The following is an 18,696-nucleotide window of genomic DNA, read 5'->3' as shown; positions in this document are numbered from 1 at the left end:
TCGGCCATGGGGAAACTGGCCGAACTCGTATCGTTGTTCAGCGCAGCGCTTGTGGCCGTAGGAGTTGCGGCAGCGCCCGCGCAGGCCGAGGCCGGCGCCGGATGTGCCGGCTGGCAGGTCGAGACCGTGGCCGAGGGCCTGGGTGAGCTGGAGAATCTCGAGCCCGACGGACGGGGCGGGTTCTACGTGTCCGGGAGTTCGGACATTTCCCACATCGATGCCGACGGCAAGGTCAGCCCGGTGCTGACGGGGTTACCGGCGCCGGGCGGCCTACAGCTGTCGGGCGGGAATCTGTTCTACATCACACGCGGCGACGGCAAACTCTGGCAGCTGGATACCGCGAGCGGCGACGTCACCGAACTCGCCGCGCTCGACGGGCACGGCCTGCTGCGCCTACCCGGCGGCGATCTGCTCACCACCTGGGTCGGCACCGATATCGGCGCGCCGTCCAAGGGGCTCACCCGATACAGGGTCGACTCCCGCGAGGCTGTGCCGAATTGGTCGGCAGTGCCACGTTCCGAGGGCCTAGCGTTGTCCCCGGACCGCAAGGCCGTCTTCACCGACGACCTGTTCACCGGCGAAATCGTCCGTGTCCCATTGGATTCGCCCGAGCGCTGGTCGGTCATCACCCGGATCCCTGGCGTATTTCCCGGCGTCGACGATCTGACCATGTCGGCGGCGGGGTTGCTCTACGTAGCCGCCCACATCGAAGGCTCTATCTATCGCGTGGACCCGGAAACCGGCGCGAGCTGCGTCATTGCGGCCGGTCTGTCCAGCGGCTGGACCGGTCCGAGCTCGGTCCGGATCGCCCCGGACGGACCCGGATGGGCGCTCTACGCAACCCTTTTCGACGGATCTCTGCGCCGCATCCGCCCGCCGGCCGGCGTCGACCTGGCTCCGGTGCGATAGCCGGGCGGCCCCTAGATGGTGAGCGGGGCTGCCGGCGGGAAGGTGACCGGAAGTTCGGCCAGCGCCCGGTGGAAGGGGCCGGGGCGCCAGGTGGGGGTGCCGTCGGGGAGGTTGAGGCGTAGGTCGGGGAGGGCGTCGAGGAGTTGGTCGATGGCGTCTTGGGCGATCAGGTAGGCCAGGGATTGGGCGGGGCAGGCGTGCGGGCCGACGCCCCAGACCAGGTGGGCGCGGTTGCCGAGCAGTTCGCCATTGCGCACGGCGGGGTCGTTGTTGCAGGCGGCCATGCTGATGACGACGGGCTGATGCGCGGGCAGCCAGACCTCGTCGATCAGGATCGGCTGACGCGGATAGGTGATCAGCAGATTCGCCAGCGGCGGGTCGTTGAACAGCACTTCGTCCAGGGCGTCACGCGAGGACAGGTTCCCGCCGAGCACGCTGCCGCCGAAGCGCTCGTCACTGAGCACCAGCAGCAGGGTGTTCGCGATCAGGTTGAGCTGGAATTCGATTCCGGTGCCGTACACCTGGGAGACGTGGTGCGACACCTCCACATCGTCGAGCGCGGATTCGTGTTGCAGCAGCGCGGAGGTGATGTCGTTGCCGGGTTCGGCGCGTTTGAAGGTCACCAGTTGCATCAGGGCCTCACCGAGCAGCTGATTGCCCTTCTCGGCGTCGACCCCTTCGAGCAGCGCCGCCGTTCCCGCCGCCACCCGCTGACCGATCTCGGCGGGGCAGCCGAGCAGGAAATTGACCACTTCGAAGACCAGCGGAAAGACATACTGGCGGATCAGATCGGCTTCCCCGTCGGCGCAGAACGTGTTGATCAGCGGAACAGCGATGTTCTCCACGACGCCGTTGAGCGCATACAGATCGACGTTGTCGATGCCTGCGGTGATGGCCTGGCGGTAGCGCACGAAATCGGCGCCCGAGCTCCGGCTCGCCATCGGCCGCCATTCCAGCAGCGGCAGAATCGGGCAGTCGGCCGGGACGTTCTTCTGCCATGCCCGCGGGTCGGCGGGAAAATGCTCGGGATCGTTGAGGATGCGCACCGCGGTGCTGTAGCCGATCACCAGGGTGGCCGGGACGTCAGGTGCCAGCTCGACCGGCGCCAACGACCCGTAGCGCCTGCGCATTTCGCTGTAGTGCCGGTGCGGATCGTCGGCGAATTCGGGCGAATGCAGCGAGACGCGCGGACCGAGGGTGAGCGTGGGCGATCCGTGGGCCACCGGGCACGAGGTGACCTGCGCCCAAGGGGTGGAGGTAGTCACGCGGGAACTCCAGACTGTTCGAATTGTCGGTCAGACGCCGAGGGCATCCAACGAGTCGTGATCGTCCAATGCGGTGGTAATGCGTTCCAGCAGGGTCAAACATGTGTCGACGGACTGCATCTTCGGCTGGTAGGCAGCCCGCCCGATGGTGAAAGCCCATGCCGCGTAAGCGAACATGGACTGCTGCCGGTAGGCCAGCCAGGCATCGTCGAATGACGGCGCCGATCCGCGGACCTCGGCGAGTTCGTCCAGATAGGCCTCGAGCAGGTGGCGATCCCATGCCCGCCGGTCCTGCGGCTCGCATCCGGAGTTCACGGTGTAGGCGAAATCGTGTGCCCAGCCGCCCCGCATCACGACCTGCCAGTCGACGAACCCCATCCGGCCGTCACCGGTGACGTAGGTCTGTCCGATATGCGGATCACCGTGCAGCAGCGTCGGCGGAAGGTCGTCGGTGGCCAGCTCGATCGCCCGCTCGACGCCCGCCCACAACCGTTCGCTCTGTCCGCGCAGCGATTCGGGAATCACCGCCTCGGCCCGTTCCAGCCCGATCGCGCAGCGCTTCTTCATATCAATCGCGGCGAGATAGGCCTGGAGCATGTAGCTCGGGGTGTTGAGGACGGCGATCGAGGGATGTTCCCAGAAGGTGCCGTGCAGGCGCGCGAGATTGCGCACCAGATCCTCCATCTGGGACTTGCTCACCGAGGTGGTCGCCTCGACGAACACCGCACCGCGGGTGCTGGCGATGTCCTCCATCAAGGCGATGGAACGCCAGGATGATTCGTCGGCGGCGCCCCAGTATCCGACCGGCGCCTCCATTTCGACCTCGGGCCGGAAGTCACGGAAGAACCGGGTCTCGCCGGTGATCATCTTGCCGCCGCCGAGCAGGATGCGCTGGCTGAAGGCGGTGGTCGTCTTCGCGAACAGCGCCGTCGGCAGCCCCGCCTGCTGGCCCGCCTCGTTGTATTCGACCTCGATCGCGACTCGGGTCGAGGTGCCGCTGCTGCCATTGGACGTCCCGCAGGAGACGACCTCCGCGCCGGGGACATCGCGGCACAGCACCGCGGTGAGCCAGGCCGGTGTGATCGTCTCCCCGGAGACCGGAACGTCGTCGATGGTTCGCGCCTTCGGCCGGAAGACCTTCTCCCGCAAGATATGCCCGCCCACCGCGACCGATCGCCCGAGCAGCCATAGCTTGTGGTTCATTCGCTTGCCTCGATTTCCGAATCATGACGAACTGGTACGAGCGGCCTGCTTCGAATGCACTGGCCCGGACGACAGTACGCGAGGCGAACGAAAAATATTGAATGACAATGTATTAAGACTGACCGCCCTGTTTGTTGTGGGTCTCGGATCGGCGGATGCGCACCCCCTCAGAACCTATCGATCCCGGCGACGAGCGTCGCGATTCCCGACACCAGCAGCCCGGCCACCAGCAGCGTGGCACCCAGCCAGACGCTGATGATCATCCGGTTCGGCCGCTGCGGGTCCCGGCCGAGCACCGAGAGGAAGAAGCCGAGCGGCATCAGGATGGCGGCGACCAGCACGGCGATCGCGCCGCCGTCGGCCCAGCCGGTGCTCGCACCCGTTGCGTTGCCGAGGACGGCGAGCAACAGGCCGAGCATGACCAGCACCCCGGCGTGGGCGTGGCCGGCGCGGAAGAAGGATTTCTGCAGGTCGTTGGTGTCGTGGGCGCCGGTGAAGACGCGCAGGAGGAAGGTGCCGCCGAAGGCGATGGTGACCACAGAGAGGATGGTCGCCCCGAGCACGATGCTCATGAACGGCGAGATCAGCGAGGTATCCATGACTGCTTCCTGGCGTTGATTCAATTGGATAGTACAACTACCCAATAATGGATAGTTAGACTATCCAATGTCAAGGGCGAATTGAGGAGGAGCAGACGCGATGCTGATGTCGGAGCTGGCGGCCCGCACCGGAGTGCCGGTGCCGACGATCAAGTACTACCTGCGCGAAGGCCTGCTCATGCCCGGCCGCGCCACCAGCGCCACCCGCGCCGAATACGGCGAATCGCACATCAAGCGCATCGCCCTGGTGAAAGCCCTGTCCGGACACGGGTTATCGCTGGCGAAGATCAAAACGATCGTCGGCCTGATCGATGCGCCTGAGGAATCCCTGCTCACTGCCCTCGGCGCCGCCACCTCCGCACTCCCGCCGTCACCCGAGCCGGGCACCGACACCGAATTGCCGCGCGCCCGAGCCGCTTTCGCCGCCCTCGGCCGGCCACTCCCCGCCGACCTCCCCGCCGACCTCCCCGCCGCCGCCCAACTCGAACAGGCCCTCGCCGACGCCGAAGCCGCAGGCCTGCCCATGACCGACGACCGCCTACGCGCCTACGCCCCCCACATCACCGCCATCGCCGCCTACGAAATCGACCGCATGCCCCTCGACTCCCCCGCCGCCGCCATCGAATACGCCGTCCTCGGCACCGTCCTCTACGAACCCATCCTCGCCGCCCTGCGCCGCATCACCCACGCCGAACTCACCGCCCAGCGCCTCGCGGACCAACTCGAGGCGCCGAGAGCTACATGAGCGAGGGGCGCTCTCGACGAATGCCTCGCTCATGTAGCTCTCGGCGAGGGATCGGGAGCTGGGCCGGGACACATGCGGGTGACCGACGTGGGTGCCGGGGGCCCGCGTCCTGGACGAAAGATCGGGTGGAACCGGATGCCGGTATGGTGCGTCCTATTCAGTGTCGGTCTTTTCGCACCGAAAGCAGGAGGGGTATGCGTACCGCGAGTAGTGCACACCGAGGGGTCGCGGTCCGCGCGATGCTGGGCGGAATCGCCGTAGTCGGGCTGGTCGCCGGGTGCTCGACGTCGGTGGATGGGGAGCCGGCGGCGCAGGGGGCGAGTGAATCGACGCGTGAACAGACCGTCCAGTGGAATCCGTGCACTGAGCTGCCGGATGAGGCGTTGACGGCGACCAAGGTGGACCCGGCCTCGAAGGAGGCGGTCACGGATGCACCGACAGGGGATGTGACCTACCGGATTTGCCGCTGGGATTCAACCGAGGGTCCCTACCTCCTGTACGTCGGGTCTTCGACATACACGCAGGCAGACGCCCGGGCGAACACCAACTTGACTGGTCTGAAAGACGTTCAGATCGGCCCACGCTCCGGCCTGACGTACGGCGAGAAATCGGACGAGGAGCGCTCGACCTGCTGGGTGAACCTTCCGTGGGAAAAGGGGACGCTCGAAGTGTCGGTCAGCTGGCTCTATGGCGAGGAAGAATCGATGCCGGAATCACCGCCGTGCAGTGTGGCAGTTCGACACGCCACCGAGCTCGAGCCTTACCTGCCCAAGTGATGGTGGCTGTGAACCTCCTCGCGAGCAAGAACAGGTTGGCCCGTCTACAGAAAGCGTTGGGAGGGAAACTGTGACGACACCTGGCAATTCTGAGATGCCCGGATTGCTGAGCCACTGGAAAACGTTGAAAACCCAGGCCGAAAACGGCGAATTGCGCATGGACCCGGAAATCGGGAACGCACTGAAGGGCCGCGCAGAAACGTTGCTGACGGAACTGCGCAAGATGGTTGGGGACACCAAGCAACTCGAGCATGTGGCAGGCTTCGGCACCTTGAAGTCGGCCGAAGCGCTGAGAGGGAAGTTCGCCGCCAAAGCGGTCACAGACGAGGACTCGGCCCAGAACCGGCTGAAGGAGAGCATCGAGATCGTCACGCTCATGAGCGAGACCTACTCGCTCGCCGTCCGCCGCATCGAGGAAACAGACCAGTCGACAGCTGGCGCACTCGGACAGGCAGGGGCGCAGTAATGGGACTCGACTTTCCCGAGTGGGTGGACCAGGTTGGCCACATCGCCAATCGGGCAGGCCAAGAGATCGGTGAGGCCCTAGGTCTCGGCGAAGCCGACCAGAACAAGCGCGATGATCAGCAGCGAGCCAACGATGAGAAGGCGAAGTGGGATGCCGACCGAGCGATAGTCGATACCGAGTGGACCGGCCTACTCGGTGAGTACGGTAGTGATCAGTTCGCTGGTCGAGCCATCACCGTAAAAGACCCCTTCGAAACGATGTCACATCAGGAGATCTACGACGCGGTAAAAGACGTAGATCCCGCCGCGATCAACACGAAGGCCGACGGTTGGCGCAACCTCACCAAGGACGCTCGCGATGCGATCGAAGTCTTCTCCAAAGGCGTCGAGGCCGACATCACCGCTCACTGGAACGGCCAATCCGGCACCGCCGCGATCGAAGGCACGCGCGCTTTCGCAACCTCGTTCACAACGATCGCAGCCTGTTTCCAGATGATCGCCCACGGCCTAGACCTAATGGAAGGCCATCTGGCCCAAGCCAAGAACTCCGTCGGCAAACCCGACGACACCACCGTCGGCGACAAAGTCATCAACGCCCTACCGTTCCAGAGCGTCATCAAAGGCCCTGAATACCGGGCCACCGAGGCGCAGGAAAACGCCCGGTTCGTGATGACCAAGTATTACCGCCCGGGCGCGGAAGACGTCGACGGCCATACGCCGAATCTCCCCAAACCCAAGAACCCCGTCGACGACAAGGAGGGCTGGAAACCCCCGGTCTATCCTCCCGGCAACTCGGTCTGGCCGCCGGGCGGTGGCGGCGGTGGTGGCGGCGGCGGGGGCGAGAACGGCGGCGGCGAGGAGAACACCAGCAACGGCGAAGAGTCGAATCCCACCGACGACACCTCGGACGATACGACTCCGCAGTCCACCACCCCGGCCTCCACCACGCCTGCCTCGACAACTCCGGCGGGCACCCAGCTCCCGACCTCGGATCTTCCGCGCGGTACCTCCGGGCTGCCGGGCGGAGTGGGCACCGGCGGTCTGGGTTCCGGTGGCGGTCTCGGCGGCAGCGGTGTGCCGTCGACGCCGGGCGCGGGTCGCAGCCTGCCCGGTGGCGGTGCGGGCACGCAGGGTAGGGCGGCCGCGTCGACGGGCGCGGGCGCGGGTTCCGGGCGTAATGGCCGGATGGGGATGCCGGGCATGGGCATGCCCGCCGGACGTGGCGGCGGCAAGGGCGAGGACGACGACGAGCACAAGACGCCCGACTATTTGATCTACGACCACGGCGATGAGCTGCTCGGCAGTCAGCCGCCGGCGTTGCCACCGGGTGGAGTGATCGGCGGATGAGCGAGTCACGTTGGCGGATGGATGGTTTGATGTTCACCCTGGCGGTGAACGCGTTCGGCCGTGACCGGTTGCCGTATCCGATCAAGTGGGAGCCGGAGCGCCGTGTTCCCGACGAACCGGTCCCCTACGACGACTATCAGCGGATGCGCAAGGAGGCCGCGCAGCGACTCGCCGCTATTGCCGATCAGCGTCTGCACCGGGCGATTTCGACGCTGCTCGAACCGGAGGTGCGGGTGGAGGTGCACGGCTTCTTCGGCCAGGATTTCCGGCAGGTCGTGCGGATTCACGCGGGCATCGTCGGACAGGCGGCCGCGCTGGCGGTTCAATTTCCCGGCCCCACACAGGCTTACGGCCGCGATGTCGTCTTGTCGATGCTTCCCGCGCAGGCCCTGGCCGGCCAGGTGGTGGCGCATCTACCCAAGTGCGCGGGCGGTAAGTACGAAGGGCTGCGCGCCCGTGGCTCCGATGTGAGCCGGGTGGAGTACGCCAAACATCCGACGCGCCTGTCGCTCACCGAGAAGATCAACCGCATCGTGCGCCGCCCGCGCTCGAGCCTCGGCGAGGTCGGTGTCTACGCCGGCGGCGCGATCGACGGCCGCCCCACCCCGGATGTCCGCGGTTTCACCTGGATGGACTACCAGCCCAACGACGGCCGCTATCTCCTCCAACACCACCCCCACGACGAATTCACCCTCGCCCCGGCCCCACCCGAGGAAATCGTCCGCGCCCTCCAGCACACCATCGACACCACCCGCCGCGCCACCGCCCCCGCGTGGTGAGCCGACGAGGGGTACAGGAAACCGGCGACACGCCGCGATCAACAGCCTCATGTACCCCTCGTCGCGGTACTCCGCGCTCCTTGGTGGCGTCGGGGAGATGCCGTAGTCGGTGATCGTCACCGTGCCGTCGTCGGCCACGGGCGGCTTTGGATTGCCCGGCTGGGGATCGATGGCGCTTGCGCTGATCCGGCGGCCACACCGCCGATGGGGGGCGGGCCTACGTCTTCGAGTCCGCCGGGGGTTGCCCCGCGGCGGCGATGTGAACGTGGCCGGCCTCCCTTACTTCGCCTGCTGGCGCCTGACCATTTCGTTGATCCAGATGGGGGCGTATGGGGATGTGCAGCCCGGGGAGGTCGGGTAGTCCTTCAGGACTTCGAGCCGTTCGCCGATGTCCAGCGCGCGGGCACGGTGGTCGGGGTGGGTGATGCCGATTTGGGCCAGGCAGGTGTTCATCGCCCATTGGAGGCGGTCGGGGGCATCTTTCATCTGCGCTTCGATGATGTCGAGCAGTTCGGTGAGGTCGAGTCCTTCGGGGTTCTTCACCACGCGTTCGGCGGTGAGCGCCCAGCCGGCGCCGGCGACCAGCGGGTCCGGGTCGGCGAACCAGGCGCGGCGCAGGTCTTCGGCGTGCGGGTTCTTCTTCACCACGTAGTTCACCAGCCAGTCCTGCACCTTCGGCGCGCGGGCCTGGCGCATCATGGCGTCCAGCTCATCACGCTCGAAGGCCTTCGGGCGGCAGATCAGCAAGGCCAGCAGGCGGGCGGCGGTGTCGCCGGTGGCCCAGAGATCGCGGGCGAGGTCCTGCTGGGTCTTCAACCGCTTGGCGACCGCACGCAGCTTGGTGAGGTTCACGCCGTGATCGTCACCGTGCTTCTCGTTCACCGCGCGCATCTTCGGGTCGTCGAGGGCGGCCAGCTCGGCCAGCACCTGCGACACCGTCGTCTCGGTCGACGTCGTCTCGGCCACGGCGCAATCCTCCTGTCCAGCATCTGAGGGTTTCAGGCTACGACGGCAGACGGAACTGTTCGACCGCATCGCCGCGGCCACGCCCCTGGGCAACCAGCAATTTCCCAGCATCGGGAAGCTTCTCACCGGACTGCGGTGGAGGATTCTTGACGGATCACGTATCGGCGGACGGTCACCGACCGCCATCCGGTGCCGTGATCGCTCGATTGTTTCTCGGAAGGAAAACTACAAAGATGCGCGTGTTCGAACACGGAGCCAGGTTGGGCCTTGCCGTCGCGGCAATCCTCGCTGGATCACTGACCATGGCCGCCCCCGCGAACGCCGCAACGCCGGCCTCCGTGTGTGGCGGCGGTAGCTACCGAGTCATCGACACCCACGATCTGGGCAGTCTCGCCACCATCTACCTGCTCTACAACGGCCGCACCAATTGTGTCGTGACGTGGAAGAACGCCTACGTCGGCACGAAGACACCCACGAGGGCTATGGTCGCAATCTGGGGCCAGCCCAGCAGCCATAGGCAGGACTACGATCACTACGCGTATTACGCCGGTCCAGTGAAAGTGGATGCCCCCGGCAAATGCATCGCGTGGGGCGGTAGCGCACTCCGGCCCGGCGACATCGTGAACGGGGGCGGGATCCATTGGGATTCGCCGGGTCCGAGCCACTGCGGCTGAGCCCCGCACAACGATCGGCCGGCCCCCTCGATCACACCGGACACGCAGCCTTGACAACGCGGACGGACGCAGGGCACGGCCGGGAAATCCATCGACCAACGATCACCGACCGGTATTCGGCGGTCGATCTCCTCAGAAAGTACGAACACATGCCAGTGCTGAAAAGCGGCGCGAGGCTGGGCCCTGCCGTCGCGGCGATCCTCACCGGATCGCTGGCCATGGTCGCCCCAGCAAACGCAGCGACCCCGGCCTCGGTCTGCGGCAGCGGATACCGAGTCATCGACACCCACGACCTGGGCGGCCTCGCCACCATGTACCTGCTCTACAACGGCAGGACGAACTGCGCGGTCACCTGGAAGACGCAGGGGGTCGGCACCAGGACCAGTACGGGAGTCTCACTCGGAATCTGGGGATCGAGCGGCCCCGCGCAGGTGGATGCCGGCATGTTCACTCATTACGCTGGCCCGGTGAAGGTCGATGCTCCCGGCAAGTGCATCGGCTGGGGCGGCGCCGCGACGAGCACCAGCGGCAGATCGGTCAGTTGGAACTCGCCGGGACCGAGCCACTGCGGGTGAGCGGACAGTCCGGTTGGCGGGCGCGAACTACCCCTGAGCGCTCGCTGATCAGGCCGGTCACCCCGGCCGATGACCGTCCGCGCAGACCGCGTGGAAATATGAGCGCCCGTGCGTCAGCCCGAAACAGGCTGAGGCACGGGCCGTCTCATTGGGTCAGGCCGTCTGGCCGGTGCGGTGTCGATCAGTGGTGGTCGAAATGCCCGGCGCGGGTGTGGGTCAGGAATGAGGCCCACTCGGCGGGAGTGAAGACCAGGGCCGGGCCGGTGGGATTCTTCGAATCACGGACCCCGATACAGCCCTGACCGAGGTGCGCGACCTCGACGCAGTCGTTCCCTCCGACGCTGCGACTCGATTTGAACCACCGCGCGCCGTCTACTCCGCTGCCCATGCTGTGCTCCAATCAGATTCAGCGAATCAGCCGTGGTCGAACACGCCGGAACGTGCCTGGGTGATGAACGAGTCCCACGCCGATGGCGCGAACACCAGGGCCGGGCCGGAGGGATTCTTCGAATCGCGGACTCCCACCCTGTCACGTTCCAGGTGTGCAACCTCGACGCAGTCGCTATCTCCCACGCTGCGACTGGACTTGAACCACTTGGCCGTCCTCTGCTCAACGCTCACGCTCGTACTCCTTCGCCCTCGTTCGCAGTAGGCACTTACTGCCGACCGGATCCAACGCTACTGCCTGCATCATGGTGAAGGCCCGTCGATAACGGTCAACAGAATCAGGCCTGTCGTAGTACAAGTTGGCCGTGTAGGACTCGACGTATACCGTCGTCGGCTCATTTGTTGGGGCGGCGAAGTCAAGCACTGTGAACGGACCTGGGGCCTTGCCGGTCGGCATCCCGCACCCGAATGGCAGCACTCGAACGACGACGTTCGGCGGCATGTCAGCGAGATGGCGAAGTTGGGCTGCCATCGTCTTTCGACCACCGACTGCTCGATGGAGCACAGCTTCGTCCAGTATCAGGGTCACCGAGACCGGGTTTCGCTTGCGCTTGAAGATCTTCTGCCGCCCCATCCGCCGACGAACTCGTCGCTCCAGCTCTTCGAGCGAATCGCCCGGAGCATATGCCCGTTCCAAAGCCATTGAATACCCGGCAGTTTGGAACAGCCCACTGACCATGTCCGGTCGGTACACCATCAAGCTGGTCGCGATCGCCTCCATCCCCACATACAGCTCGAAGTCCGCCGGAATCAGCTCCCCGAACTCATGCCACCATCCGCCGTTCCTCGGCTCCTCGTCGGCCTCCTTCGCCAGCCCCAGCAGCGCATCCTGCTGCTCCACCTCGTCATACAGCTCGCACAACCCCACGATGTCCGGGATGTGAATCTTCCCGGGATGCCCCGTCTCCAACCTTTGTACCGTCCCGGCCCCGCGCCCGATCTGCCGCGCGGCTTCGGCGATGCTCAAGCCCGCCGCCTGGCGCATTTCGCGCAGGTGCTTACCCAGTTGACGTCGTGGCACCGTGTTGCCCGATGTGGGCATAGTGATCCCCTCCTGCGAATGGCACCCCTGCCGAGCACACATTGTGGCCCAATCCTGGACGCGGCACAGGGAAAACGCGAACATCGGTGCGATCTGCCTATCATCGCAGGTCGGCACCCATTGTGGCCTGGTTTCCTCGCTTCCGGCATCGGAGTCCGGGCCCGCCGTCACCACGCCCCTGCCGTGGCGGCGCATCCGGTATCGGCCATGGCGGCCGCGCTGGGTGGCGATCCGTATCGCCCCGGTCTCCGATGCTCCATACCGGGCCGAGGAGCGCACTGTGAACGATCAGCGTCCGAGACACACTTCACAGGGAACTTACCCAGGAGTAAGGTCGGTGCATGGCGTGGAAACCTGAGCAGATATCCGATCAGACCGGGCGCACCTTCGTCGTCACCGGAGCCAATGGCGGCCTCGGTGTCGAAACCACGAAGGTGCTGGCGAGCAAGGGCGCGACGGTGGTCATGGCCTGCCGGAATACGGCCAAGGCCCAAGAGATCGCCGACCGTATCGACGGCGATGTGAAGGTCGCGCCGCTCGATCTGGCCGACCTGTCCTCGGTGCGCGAATTCGCCGGCAACTGCGGCGAATTCGATGTCCTCATCAATAACGCCGGCCTGATGAACGTGCCGTTCTCGCGCACCAAGGACGGTTTCGAAACCCAGTTCGGCGTCAACCACCTGGGTCACTTCGCCCTCACCGGCCTGGTGCTCGACCGCATTCGCGACCGGGTGGTGTCGCTGGCCAGCATCGCGCACAAGCAGACCCCGAAGCTCTGGATCGACGACCTGAACTACGAAAACCGCCGCTACCAGCGCAATCTCGCCTACGCCCAGTCCAAGCTGGCCAACCTCATGTTCGCCCGCGAACTCCAGCACCGCCTCGAGGAGGCCGGCTCGTCCAAGCGGTCCTACGCGGTCCACCCCGGCGTGTCGGCCACCGACCTGTTCGCCCGCACCGAGACCCCGCTCGACCGCATCAGCAAACCCTTCATCCGCCTCATCGGCCACCCGCCCGCCAAGGCCGCCCACTCGACCCTGTTCGCCGCCACCGAACCCGACGCCGACCCCAACACCTACTGGGGCCCCACCCGCCTCTTCCAGTCCCAGGGCCCGGTCGAGCCCTCCCCGTCGACCAAGCTCTCCAAGAATCGCGACCTCCAACGCCGCCTCTGGGAAGAATCCGAACGCTTCACCGGCATCACCTACAAGTTCTAGGGCCGCACCAGGTCGGGCCAGCAAGTCACTGCGGCCCGCCTGACCCGGATGCCGCTGTTCGCAGTGGTCAGCGCCTGCGACGTACCGCAGCTCCAGCGGGATGCCATGTTCCGGTTCTGGCAACGTGGTTGGTGCGCTCGAGCGCCGCAAGCCAGCGGCGCGGCCGGTCCAGTTCCGGCCAGGTCCAGCGCACCACCATCCAGCCCAGTGCGCGCAGCGCGTCTTCGCGCTTCTTCTCGGCGATCACCACCGACTCGGGCGCCCGAGCAGTCTTGCGGTACTTCACCATGCCGTCGAATTCCCCGACAATGCCGCGATCCGGAAACAGGAAGTCGACGCGGGCGACGAATCGGGCTAGATCGTCGAGAACTGTCGCCTGCAACTCCGGCATGGGCAAACCCGCCTGGGCCATCACGACGCGACTCAGCGATTCGCCGGGACTCTCGGATCGGCCGTCGAGGAAGCGCACCACCCGACGAGCAGCGGGAAGCCCTCTGCCGCTGCGGGTACGCGACATCAGCTCGGCGAGTTCCGCTGAGGTGGTCCGGCCAGTGTGCAGCGCCGCGTCGCCGACCACAACCGCCTCCGCGAAAGGCACAGATCTCGCAAGGTCCACGACCGTGCGGGCAACAGAGGTGACTGGCAGCCCATCGACCTGCACCACATCGCCCTGTTCGAGGTGTGCTGCGTGCACAATGAGTCGCTCAGCGATGCGAGCACCGCTGGCACGATTGCGAGTCACGTGCACCTTCTGGATCGGCAAGCGCCACACCGGCAGATCGTGGGCGAGCGCCGCCGAGACGTGGCTGATTACTGCTCCAGAGCTCAGCCTGTCGAGGGCAGCCCTGGCCGCTACCAAATGACGGTCGGTCGCGCTGAGCTCACCGACCCTGTGCGCAGGCAGATAGTGTCCGCGGCATACCCGCTGCCACCTCTCGCCACGCAGTTCATGGGGGGCGACTCCCTCTTGCAGGGCGAGCCTGCGTGAGATCGGGTCGGGTATGGCCACCCCCCGATGGTGCCGCCTGAAAGCCCCCGCCGCTTTCGTCCACCCCGCCCCTGTGAACAACTCCCCCACCTGTGGACAAGTCTGGGTTGGGAATCGCACAGGTTATTGCTAGTTCGCACAAGTCCTAACCTTCGCGAACTCGCCACAACTTGTGCGATAGCCGAGCGAGGAGGCAGTGGGGGCTGGACGGTGGCCGCTCGGCTGGTCGGTGGCCCGACTATCGGGAGGCCGGTGCTGCCTCGGCGGCTGCCTTGATCCCGCGTAGGTGGGTCTCCCACATGCTGCGGGAGTGGGCTGCTTCCTGCTCGTCGGCGTTGTTGTCCTGGGTGAGGGTCAGGTGGGTGGTGGTGTCGCCGGTCAGTTCGTAGGTGAGGGTGTGGTAGTTCGCCGGGGTGTCGGGTTGGCCGGACAGCGGGCTGTAGTGGGTCAGTTTCAGCAGTCGGCCGGGGTCGGCGGCCAGGATCTCGCCCTTGTCGGTGTAGGCGCGGTTCTGGTACTCGCCCTGCCAGACGATGGGGCTGCCCACCTTCCAGTCGGTGCGCACCTCGGCGCCGAACATGAAATCGCGGATCTGTTCCGGGTCGGTCAGGGTCGCCCACACCTGCTGCGGCGAGGCATCGATGTCGATCTCGACCCTGGCGGTGAAGCCGGTCATCGCTCTCAACTCCTCTCGCTCGATACCTCGACCGTAGGACGCGCTCGATACTTCGACCGTAGGGCGCGAGCGGGGAGGAATCTTGCAGAAAGGCGTCAGACGCCGAAATCGCGCTTGACCTGCTGGGCGTTGCGGTGCTCGACGAAGAACGACAGCAGCGGGATGGTGCCGGCGAGCAGGGTGCCGACGGTCCGGCCGGCGGGCCAGCGCACCTTGACCGCGAGGTCGGCGGTGAAGATCAGGTAGATGAAGTACACCCACCCGTGCACGACGGCGATCCAGCGCGGGGTGTCGACGCCGAAGCCGTACTGGGCGATCATCTCGGCGGTGAGCAGCAGCAGCCACAGACCGGTGGTCCAGGCCAGCACCCGGTAGCGCAGCAGGGCGTTCTTGATCTTGCCGGTGTCGGCGGAGGCCTTGGCAGGGGTGGCGGGGGTGGCGCCGTGGGTCAGCGTGGTGTCGGTGGAGTTGTCGCTGGCGCTCAACCGGCGCTCCTCTCGGTGTCGCTGGTGTCGAGGCCCGCGGCGCGGACCTGTTCACCGATATCGTCGGCGTGCAATTGCGCCAGGTATTTGTTGTATTCGGCCAGCGCGGGATCGCTGCCCCGCTCGGGCCCGGCTTTCGGCCGATCGACCCGGGCCGTCGGCCGCTCGGGCAGGATGCCCGCCGGGATCTCCCGCGGCGCGGCCTTTTTCGCCTTCGCCGGTTTCGGTGCGGCTTCAGCGGGCGCGGCCTGCTCCTCTTCGGCTTCGCTCTCCAACCGGACGAACCGGAAATACGCGAACACCGCGAACGCCGCGAACAGCGGCCATTGCAGCGCATACCCCAGGTTCTGGCCGGTGCCGCTGGACGACTCGAACCGCTCCCACTGCCACCAGCCGAGCGCCAGACACGCCACCGCGGCCACAACCACCAGCGCGATCAGCGCGGGCCGATTATGCCGGGGGCGATGCTGCGCCGAACGGCCGGAAGGAGCGGACACGCCTACCACGGTACCCGTCTACTACAGCGGCCGTAGGAGTAGGTGGGCGCTCTCACGCGCCCGATCCACCTCCCGCACGCGCCGGCGGCTCCCCGGGCGGGAGCCTTCAGCCGACGAGGGCGGGAGTACAGGGAGCGGCCGCGGCAACGCCCGACCCCGAGCATCCAGCCGACCAACGCGTTGAGCGCGGGCAGCAGCGTGGTCAACGCACCGCCCGAGCATTCAACCGACCAAAGCAGTGGAACGCAGGCACCAACCTCGTCAACACACCACCCCAGCGTTCAACCGACCAAAGCAGTGAAGCAGGCACCACGCTCGTCAACGCACGGCCCCGAGCGTTCAGCCGGCCAGAGCTTTGAGCGCAGGCAGCAGCTGCTTCAATGCGCGGCTGCGGTGGGAGATGGCGTCCTTTTCGGCGGGCGTCAGCTGGGCGGCGGTGGTCGCTCCGCCTTCGGGGATGAACAGCGGGTCGTAGCCGAAGCCGCCGTCGCCGACCGGCTCGCGGCCGATCGAGCCGGGCCATTCGCCGCGCACCACGATCTCCTCGCCGCCGGGGACCACGAGCGCGCAGGTGGAGACGAAGCGGGCGCCGCGGCGCTCGTCGGGGACGTCGCCGAGCTGAGCGAGCAGCAGCGCGTTGTTGGCGGTGTCGTCGCCGTGGCGGCCGGACCAGCGGGCCGAGAGCACGCCGGGCATGCCGTTGAGGGCGTCGACCTCTAGGCCGGAATCGTCGGCGACGCACGGCAGGCCGGTGGCCGCGGCGCCGTCGCGGGCCTTGGCCAGGGCGTTCTCCTCGAATGTCGCGCCGGTTTCGGGGGCTTCGTCGTAGGCGGGGACGTCATCGAGGCCGACGATCTCCAGCCCCGCCACTCCGGCCTCATCGAGAATGCGGCGCAGCTCGTTCAGCTTCTTGGCATTGCGACTGGCGACGAGGACCCGGCCCATCACTTCTTCTTCGGTTCGGCCGGCTCGGGCAGCACACCCGGGTACGGCAGCGCGAGCGCTTCCTTCTGGATGGCGAACAGCTGCTCGCAACCGGCGAGCGCGGAATCGAGCAGCTTGTCCAGGGTGGAGCGCGGGAAGGTGGCGCCCTCACCGGTGCCCTGCACCTCGACGAGCGTGCCGGTGTCGGTGGCGACCACGTTCATGTCCACCTCGGCGCGCGAATCCTCCTCATACGGCAGATCCAGACGCACCCGGCCGTCGACCACGCCGACGCTCACCGCGGCGATAGCGCAGGAGATCGGCTGCGGGTCGGCCAGCTTGCCCGCGGCCGCCAGATAGGTGACGGCGTCGGAGAGCGCGACATACGCACCGGTGATCGCGGCGGTGCGGGTACCGCCGTCGGCTTGCAGCACATCACAGTCGATGGCGATGGTGTTCTCGCCGATGGCGGCCAGGTCGATGCAGGCGCGCAGCGAACGCCCGATCAGGCGGCTGATCTCCTGGGTGCGGCCGCCGATCTTGCCCTTCACCGACTCCCGGCCGCTGCGGGTGTGGGTGGCAGCGGGCAGCATGGCGTATTCGGCGGTGAGCCAGCCCAGTCCGGTATCGCGCCGCCACGCCGGCACGCCCTCGGTGACGCTCGCGGTGCACATCACCCGCGTCTGACCGAACTCCACCAGCACCGAACCGGCTGGATGCGTGGTGAATCCACGGGTGATCCGTACCTCGCGGAGCTCATCGTCCGCCCTGCCATCGGCTCGTCTCGACACGGGGTCAGCGTAATGGGGTCGGGTACTACCGAGTCGGCGGGGGCGTGAGCGCGTCTCACTGAGTGGTCACGAGAGCCGGCCCGGGCGAGGTCCGGTAGTCGACCAGACCGTAGCGCTACGGCCTGCGAACCGCAGATGACCGGATGGCGACAACCCGTGCGTACAGATCCGAGCCGACGTCCCCGTCGGCCGCGCCGAACACCATCAGGCCGTGATGGCCCGCCGACCTCGCCGAATCACGAGGCCGGGGCAGTCGATGGGCGGAGTCGGCGATACCGGACCAGGGCTGATCCCCATCGCCCTGCCCGGCTGCCGGGCGCGGACTGAACTCAGAGGTCGAAGGTCTCCCCCGGCGCGACCGCGTGCACGGGTCCGGTGAACTCGGCCTTGGCTTCGGCGATCACGTCTTCGCGGGAAGTCCACGGCGGAATGTGGGTGAGCAGCAGCTCCTTGACGCCCGCCTCGGCCGCGATCCGGCCCGCCTCGGTGCCCGAAAGGTGAATGCCGGGAGGACGATTGGCGGGATCGTGGGTCCAGGAGGCTTCCGCCATCAGGATGTCGGCGCCCTGGGCGAGTTCCTGCACCTGGTCGCACATGGCGGTGTCGCCGGTGTAGACGAAGGTGCGCCCGGCGGCGGTGACGATGCGCAGGCCGTAGGACTCCGGCGGGTGGAACATCCGGCGCGCGGTGACAGTGTGGCCGGGACCGAACTCGACCGCCTCGCCCTCGGCCCAGGGCCGCATGTCGATCACGTCGGACCAGTCGTCGCATTCGCCGCCGACCTCGGCCGAGGCGTTGCCGATGCGCAGCGAGGTGTCCGACGGGCCGCGCACGATGGCTCGGCCGACGGGCGGGGTCGGGTGATAGCGGCGCCAGACCAGCAGACCCGGCAGGTCCAGGCAGTGGTCGGCGTGCAGGTGGGTGAGGAAGATCGACACGTCGCCCGGGTTGGCGTAGCGCTGCAACGCGCCCAGCACGCCGGGACCGAAATCGATGACGACCGGCTGCATATCCGGGCCGGTGAGCAGGTACCCCGACGCTGGGGAGTCCGGGCCGGACACACTGCCCGAGCACCCGAGGACGGTAAGGCGCATCCCACCATGCTGCCACGACGAATTCTCGCTCAAGAGCCGATCCCCCAAAAAGCCGGGCCGCAACCGCTGGGACCGGAAACTCGCGACGAGACCGGTCTGCGCCGCACGACGGTGTGGACGTTCATCACCAGAGAGTACCCAGCGAGCGCACTGTCCACCCCATCCAGCCGAAAGGGTGAGGGTGCCAAGAGGTTCCGCAGCCGACCTGGCCGCACCGGCACCCTCGAGGAGG

Annotated in this window: 23 protein-coding genes; 9 read left to right on the top strand and 14 right to left on the bottom strand. The window is 66.9% G+C overall.

The window, feature by feature from the left end; translation table 11 throughout:
- Positions 1-6: 6 nt before the first annotated feature.
- Positions 7-909 (top strand): SMP-30/gluconolactonase/LRE family protein, encoded by a 903-nt coding sequence (locus NOCYR_RS06035; protein ID WP_014349467.1) that lies wholly within the window; start codon positions 7-9, stop codon positions 907-909.
- Between the two features lie 11 nt (positions 910-920).
- Here NOCYR_RS06035 and NOCYR_RS06030 read toward each other — a convergent pair whose 3' ends face one another.
- The 3 genes from NOCYR_RS06030 to NOCYR_RS06020 form a co-directional block, all read right to left on the bottom strand.
- On the bottom strand, positions 921-2,174 hold the full coding sequence (locus tag NOCYR_RS06030) for a cytochrome P450 (protein ID WP_014349466.1): 1,254 nt from the start codon (positions 2,172-2,174) through the stop codon (positions 921-923).
- 30 nt (positions 2,175-2,204) lie between these two features.
- Positions 2,205-3,377, bottom strand: coding sequence for an aminoglycoside phosphotransferase family protein (locus NOCYR_RS06025; RefSeq protein ID WP_014349465.1), 1,173 nt, complete (start codon positions 3,375-3,377; stop codon positions 2,205-2,207).
- A gap of 167 nt (positions 3,378-3,544) precedes the next feature.
- Positions 3,545-3,976: a hypothetical protein gene (locus tag NOCYR_RS06020; RefSeq protein ID WP_014349464.1), complete on the bottom strand. Its 432-nt coding sequence runs from the start codon at positions 3,974-3,976 to the stop codon at positions 3,545-3,547.
- 100 nt (positions 3,977-4,076) lie between these two features.
- Between NOCYR_RS06020 and NOCYR_RS06015 the strand changes: the two genes are divergently transcribed.
- From NOCYR_RS06015 to NOCYR_RS05995, 5 genes are all read left to right on the top strand, one after another.
- Positions 4,077-4,721 (top strand): MerR family transcriptional regulator, encoded by a 645-nt coding sequence (locus NOCYR_RS06015; protein ID WP_014349463.1) that lies wholly within the window; start codon positions 4,077-4,079, stop codon positions 4,719-4,721.
- 239 nt (positions 4,722-4,960) lie between these two features.
- On the top strand, positions 4,961-5,497 hold the full coding sequence (locus NOCYR_RS06010; RefSeq protein WP_228780969.1) for a DUF3558 domain-containing protein: 537 nt from the start codon (positions 4,961-4,963) through the stop codon (positions 5,495-5,497).
- 70 nt (positions 5,498-5,567) lie between these two features.
- On the top strand, positions 5,568-5,963 hold the full coding sequence (locus NOCYR_RS06005) for a hypothetical protein (protein WP_148280540.1): 396 nt from the start codon (positions 5,568-5,570) through the stop codon (positions 5,961-5,963).
- Positions 5,963-7,309 (top strand): hypothetical protein, encoded by a 1,347-nt coding sequence (locus tag NOCYR_RS06000; RefSeq protein WP_014349460.1) that lies wholly within the window; start codon positions 5,963-5,965, stop codon positions 7,307-7,309. Before NOCYR_RS06005 ends, NOCYR_RS06000 begins: the two co-directional genes overlap by 1 nt.
- Positions 7,306-8,088, top strand: coding sequence for an ESX secretion-associated protein EspG (locus tag NOCYR_RS05995; protein WP_014349459.1), 783 nt, complete (start codon positions 7,306-7,308; stop codon positions 8,086-8,088). The genes NOCYR_RS06000 and NOCYR_RS05995 overlap by 4 nt, the downstream gene beginning before the upstream one ends.
- A 279-nt stretch (positions 8,089-8,367) precedes the next feature.
- Here the strand turns inward: NOCYR_RS05995 and NOCYR_RS05990 are convergent, their stop codons facing one another.
- On the bottom strand, positions 8,368-9,054 hold the full coding sequence (locus NOCYR_RS05990) for a DNA alkylation repair protein (protein ID WP_014349458.1): 687 nt from the start codon (positions 9,052-9,054) through the stop codon (positions 8,368-8,370).
- A 233-nt stretch (positions 9,055-9,287) separates the two neighbouring features.
- Here NOCYR_RS05990 and NOCYR_RS05985 point away from each other — a divergent pair, with 233 nt between their 5' ends.
- Entirely contained in the window at positions 9,288-9,728 is a 441-nt protein-coding gene (locus tag NOCYR_RS05985; protein WP_086008219.1) for a hypothetical protein, read from the top strand.
- A gap of 149 nt (positions 9,729-9,877) precedes the next feature.
- Positions 9,878-10,303 carry a hypothetical protein gene (locus tag NOCYR_RS05980; RefSeq protein ID WP_014349456.1) on the top strand — a complete coding sequence of 142 codons (426 nt, stop codon included), beginning with the start codon at positions 9,878-9,880 and terminating at the stop codon, positions 10,301-10,303.
- A 181-nt stretch (positions 10,304-10,484) separates the two neighbouring features.
- Here NOCYR_RS05980 and NOCYR_RS05975 read toward each other — a convergent pair whose 3' ends face one another.
- From NOCYR_RS05975 to NOCYR_RS05965, 3 genes are read right to left on the bottom strand one after another with little or no spacing between them, the layout of a single operon-like run.
- Complete coding sequence (locus tag NOCYR_RS05975; protein ID WP_014349455.1) at positions 10,485-10,691, bottom strand: DUF397 domain-containing protein; 207 nt, start codon at positions 10,689-10,691, stop codon at positions 10,485-10,487.
- A 26-nt stretch (positions 10,692-10,717) separates the two neighbouring features.
- The gene (locus NOCYR_RS05970) at positions 10,718-10,924 is read right to left on the bottom strand and encodes a DUF397 domain-containing protein (protein WP_048832980.1); all 207 of its coding nucleotides are present in this window, start codon (positions 10,922-10,924) and stop codon (positions 10,718-10,720) included.
- A complete protein-coding gene (locus NOCYR_RS05965) occupies positions 10,914-11,792 on the bottom strand; it encodes a helix-turn-helix domain-containing protein (protein ID WP_081505556.1) in 879 nt (292 codons plus the stop codon). The genes NOCYR_RS05970 and NOCYR_RS05965 overlap by 11 nt, the downstream gene beginning before the upstream one ends.
- 341 nt (positions 11,793-12,133) lie before the next feature.
- Between NOCYR_RS05965 and NOCYR_RS05960 the strand changes: the two genes are divergently transcribed.
- Positions 12,134-13,009: an oxidoreductase gene (locus NOCYR_RS05960; protein WP_014349453.1), complete on the top strand. Its 876-nt coding sequence runs from the start codon at positions 12,134-12,136 to the stop codon at positions 13,007-13,009.
- A gap of 67 nt (positions 13,010-13,076) precedes the next feature.
- Here NOCYR_RS05960 and NOCYR_RS29085 read toward each other — a convergent pair whose 3' ends face one another.
- From NOCYR_RS29085 to NOCYR_RS05925, 7 genes are all read right to left on the bottom strand, one after another.
- A complete protein-coding gene (locus tag NOCYR_RS29085; protein ID WP_148280539.1) occupies positions 13,077-14,018 on the bottom strand; it encodes a hypothetical protein in 942 nt (313 codons plus the stop codon).
- 217 nt (positions 14,019-14,235) lie between these two features.
- Positions 14,236-14,673 carry an SRPBCC domain-containing protein gene (locus NOCYR_RS05950; RefSeq protein WP_014349451.1) on the bottom strand — a complete coding sequence of 146 codons (438 nt, stop codon included), beginning with the start codon at positions 14,671-14,673 and terminating at the stop codon, positions 14,236-14,238.
- 95 nt (positions 14,674-14,768) lie between these two features.
- The gene (locus NOCYR_RS05945) at positions 14,769-15,125 is read right to left on the bottom strand and encodes a DUF3817 domain-containing protein (RefSeq protein ID WP_048833943.1); all 357 of its coding nucleotides are present in this window, start codon (positions 15,123-15,125) and stop codon (positions 14,769-14,771) included.
- A 29-nt stretch (positions 15,126-15,154) separates the two neighbouring features.
- The gene (locus NOCYR_RS05940) at positions 15,155-15,655 is read right to left on the bottom strand and encodes a transcriptional regulator (protein ID WP_148280538.1); all 501 of its coding nucleotides are present in this window, start codon (positions 15,653-15,655) and stop codon (positions 15,155-15,157) included.
- A 339-nt stretch (positions 15,656-15,994) separates the two neighbouring features.
- A complete protein-coding gene (gene rdgB / locus NOCYR_RS05935) occupies positions 15,995-16,600 on the bottom strand; it encodes an RdgB/HAM1 family non-canonical purine NTP pyrophosphatase (protein WP_014349448.1) in 606 nt (201 codons plus the stop codon).
- On the bottom strand, positions 16,600-17,370 hold the full coding sequence (gene rph / locus NOCYR_RS05930) for a ribonuclease PH (RefSeq protein ID WP_048832943.1): 771 nt from the start codon (positions 17,368-17,370) through the stop codon (positions 16,600-16,602). The genes rdgB and rph overlap by 1 nt, the downstream gene beginning before the upstream one ends.
- 329 nt (positions 17,371-17,699) lie before the next feature.
- Positions 17,700-18,464 carry a cyclic nucleotide-degrading phosphodiesterase gene (locus tag NOCYR_RS05925; RefSeq protein ID WP_081505326.1) on the bottom strand — a complete coding sequence of 255 codons (765 nt, stop codon included), beginning with the start codon at positions 18,462-18,464 and terminating at the stop codon, positions 17,700-17,702.
- Positions 18,465-18,696 lie beyond the last annotated feature (232 nt).

Source organism: Nocardia cyriacigeorgica GUH-2, from assembly GCF_000284035.1.
GTDB lineage: Bacteria > Actinomycetota > Actinomycetes > Mycobacteriales > Mycobacteriaceae > Nocardia > Nocardia cyriacigeorgica_B.
Note: the sequence above shows the minus strand (reverse complement) of the source record. Positions and strands in the feature narration are given on the sequence as shown.

What these genes read in the sequence shown, in the direction of transcription:
- NOCYR_RS06035 (WP_014349467.1), top strand. Translation starts at nt 7, where the DNA reads ATGGGGAAACTGGCCGAACTCGTATCGTTGTTCAGCGCAGCGCTTGTG.
- NOCYR_RS06025 (WP_014349465.1), bottom strand. Translation starts at nt 3,377, where the DNA reads ATGAACCACAAGCTATGGCTGCTCGGGCGATCGGTCGCGGTGGGCGGG.
- NOCYR_RS06020 (WP_014349464.1), bottom strand. Translation starts at nt 3,976, where the DNA reads ATGGATACCTCGCTGATCTCGCCGTTCATGAGCATCGTGCTCGGGGCG.
- NOCYR_RS06015 (WP_014349463.1), top strand. Translation starts at nt 4,077, where the DNA reads ATGCTGATGTCGGAGCTGGCGGCCCGCACCGGAGTGCCGGTGCCGACG.
- NOCYR_RS06010 (WP_228780969.1), top strand. Translation starts at nt 4,961, where the DNA reads ATGCTGGGCGGAATCGCCGTAGTCGGGCTGGTCGCCGGGTGCTCGACG.
- NOCYR_RS06000 (WP_014349460.1), top strand. Translation starts at nt 5,963, where the DNA reads ATGGGACTCGACTTTCCCGAGTGGGTGGACCAGGTTGGCCACATCGCC.
- NOCYR_RS05995 (WP_014349459.1), top strand. Translation starts at nt 7,306, where the DNA reads ATGAGCGAGTCACGTTGGCGGATGGATGGTTTGATGTTCACCCTGGCG.
- NOCYR_RS05985 (WP_086008219.1), top strand. Translation starts at nt 9,288, where the DNA reads ATGCGCGTGTTCGAACACGGAGCCAGGTTGGGCCTTGCCGTCGCGGCA.
- NOCYR_RS05980 (WP_014349456.1), top strand. Translation starts at nt 9,878, where the DNA reads ATGCCAGTGCTGAAAAGCGGCGCGAGGCTGGGCCCTGCCGTCGCGGCG.
- NOCYR_RS05975 (WP_014349455.1), bottom strand. Translation starts at nt 10,691, where the DNA reads ATGGGCAGCGGAGTAGACGGCGCGCGGTGGTTCAAATCGAGTCGCAGC.
- NOCYR_RS05965 (WP_081505556.1), bottom strand. Translation starts at nt 11,792, where the DNA reads ATGCCCACATCGGGCAACACGGTGCCACGACGTCAACTGGGTAAGCAC.
- NOCYR_RS05960 (WP_014349453.1), top strand. Translation starts at nt 12,134, where the DNA reads ATGGCGTGGAAACCTGAGCAGATATCCGATCAGACCGGGCGCACCTTC.
- NOCYR_RS05950 (WP_014349451.1), bottom strand. Translation starts at nt 14,673, where the DNA reads ATGACCGGCTTCACCGCCAGGGTCGAGATCGACATCGATGCCTCGCCG.
- rdgB (WP_014349448.1), bottom strand. Translation starts at nt 16,600, where the DNA reads ATGGGCCGGGTCCTCGTCGCCAGTCGCAATGCCAAGAAGCTGAACGAG.
- NOCYR_RS05925 (WP_081505326.1), bottom strand. Translation starts at nt 18,464, where the DNA reads ATGCGCCTTACCGTCCTCGGGTGCTCGGGCAGTGTGTCCGGCCCGGAC.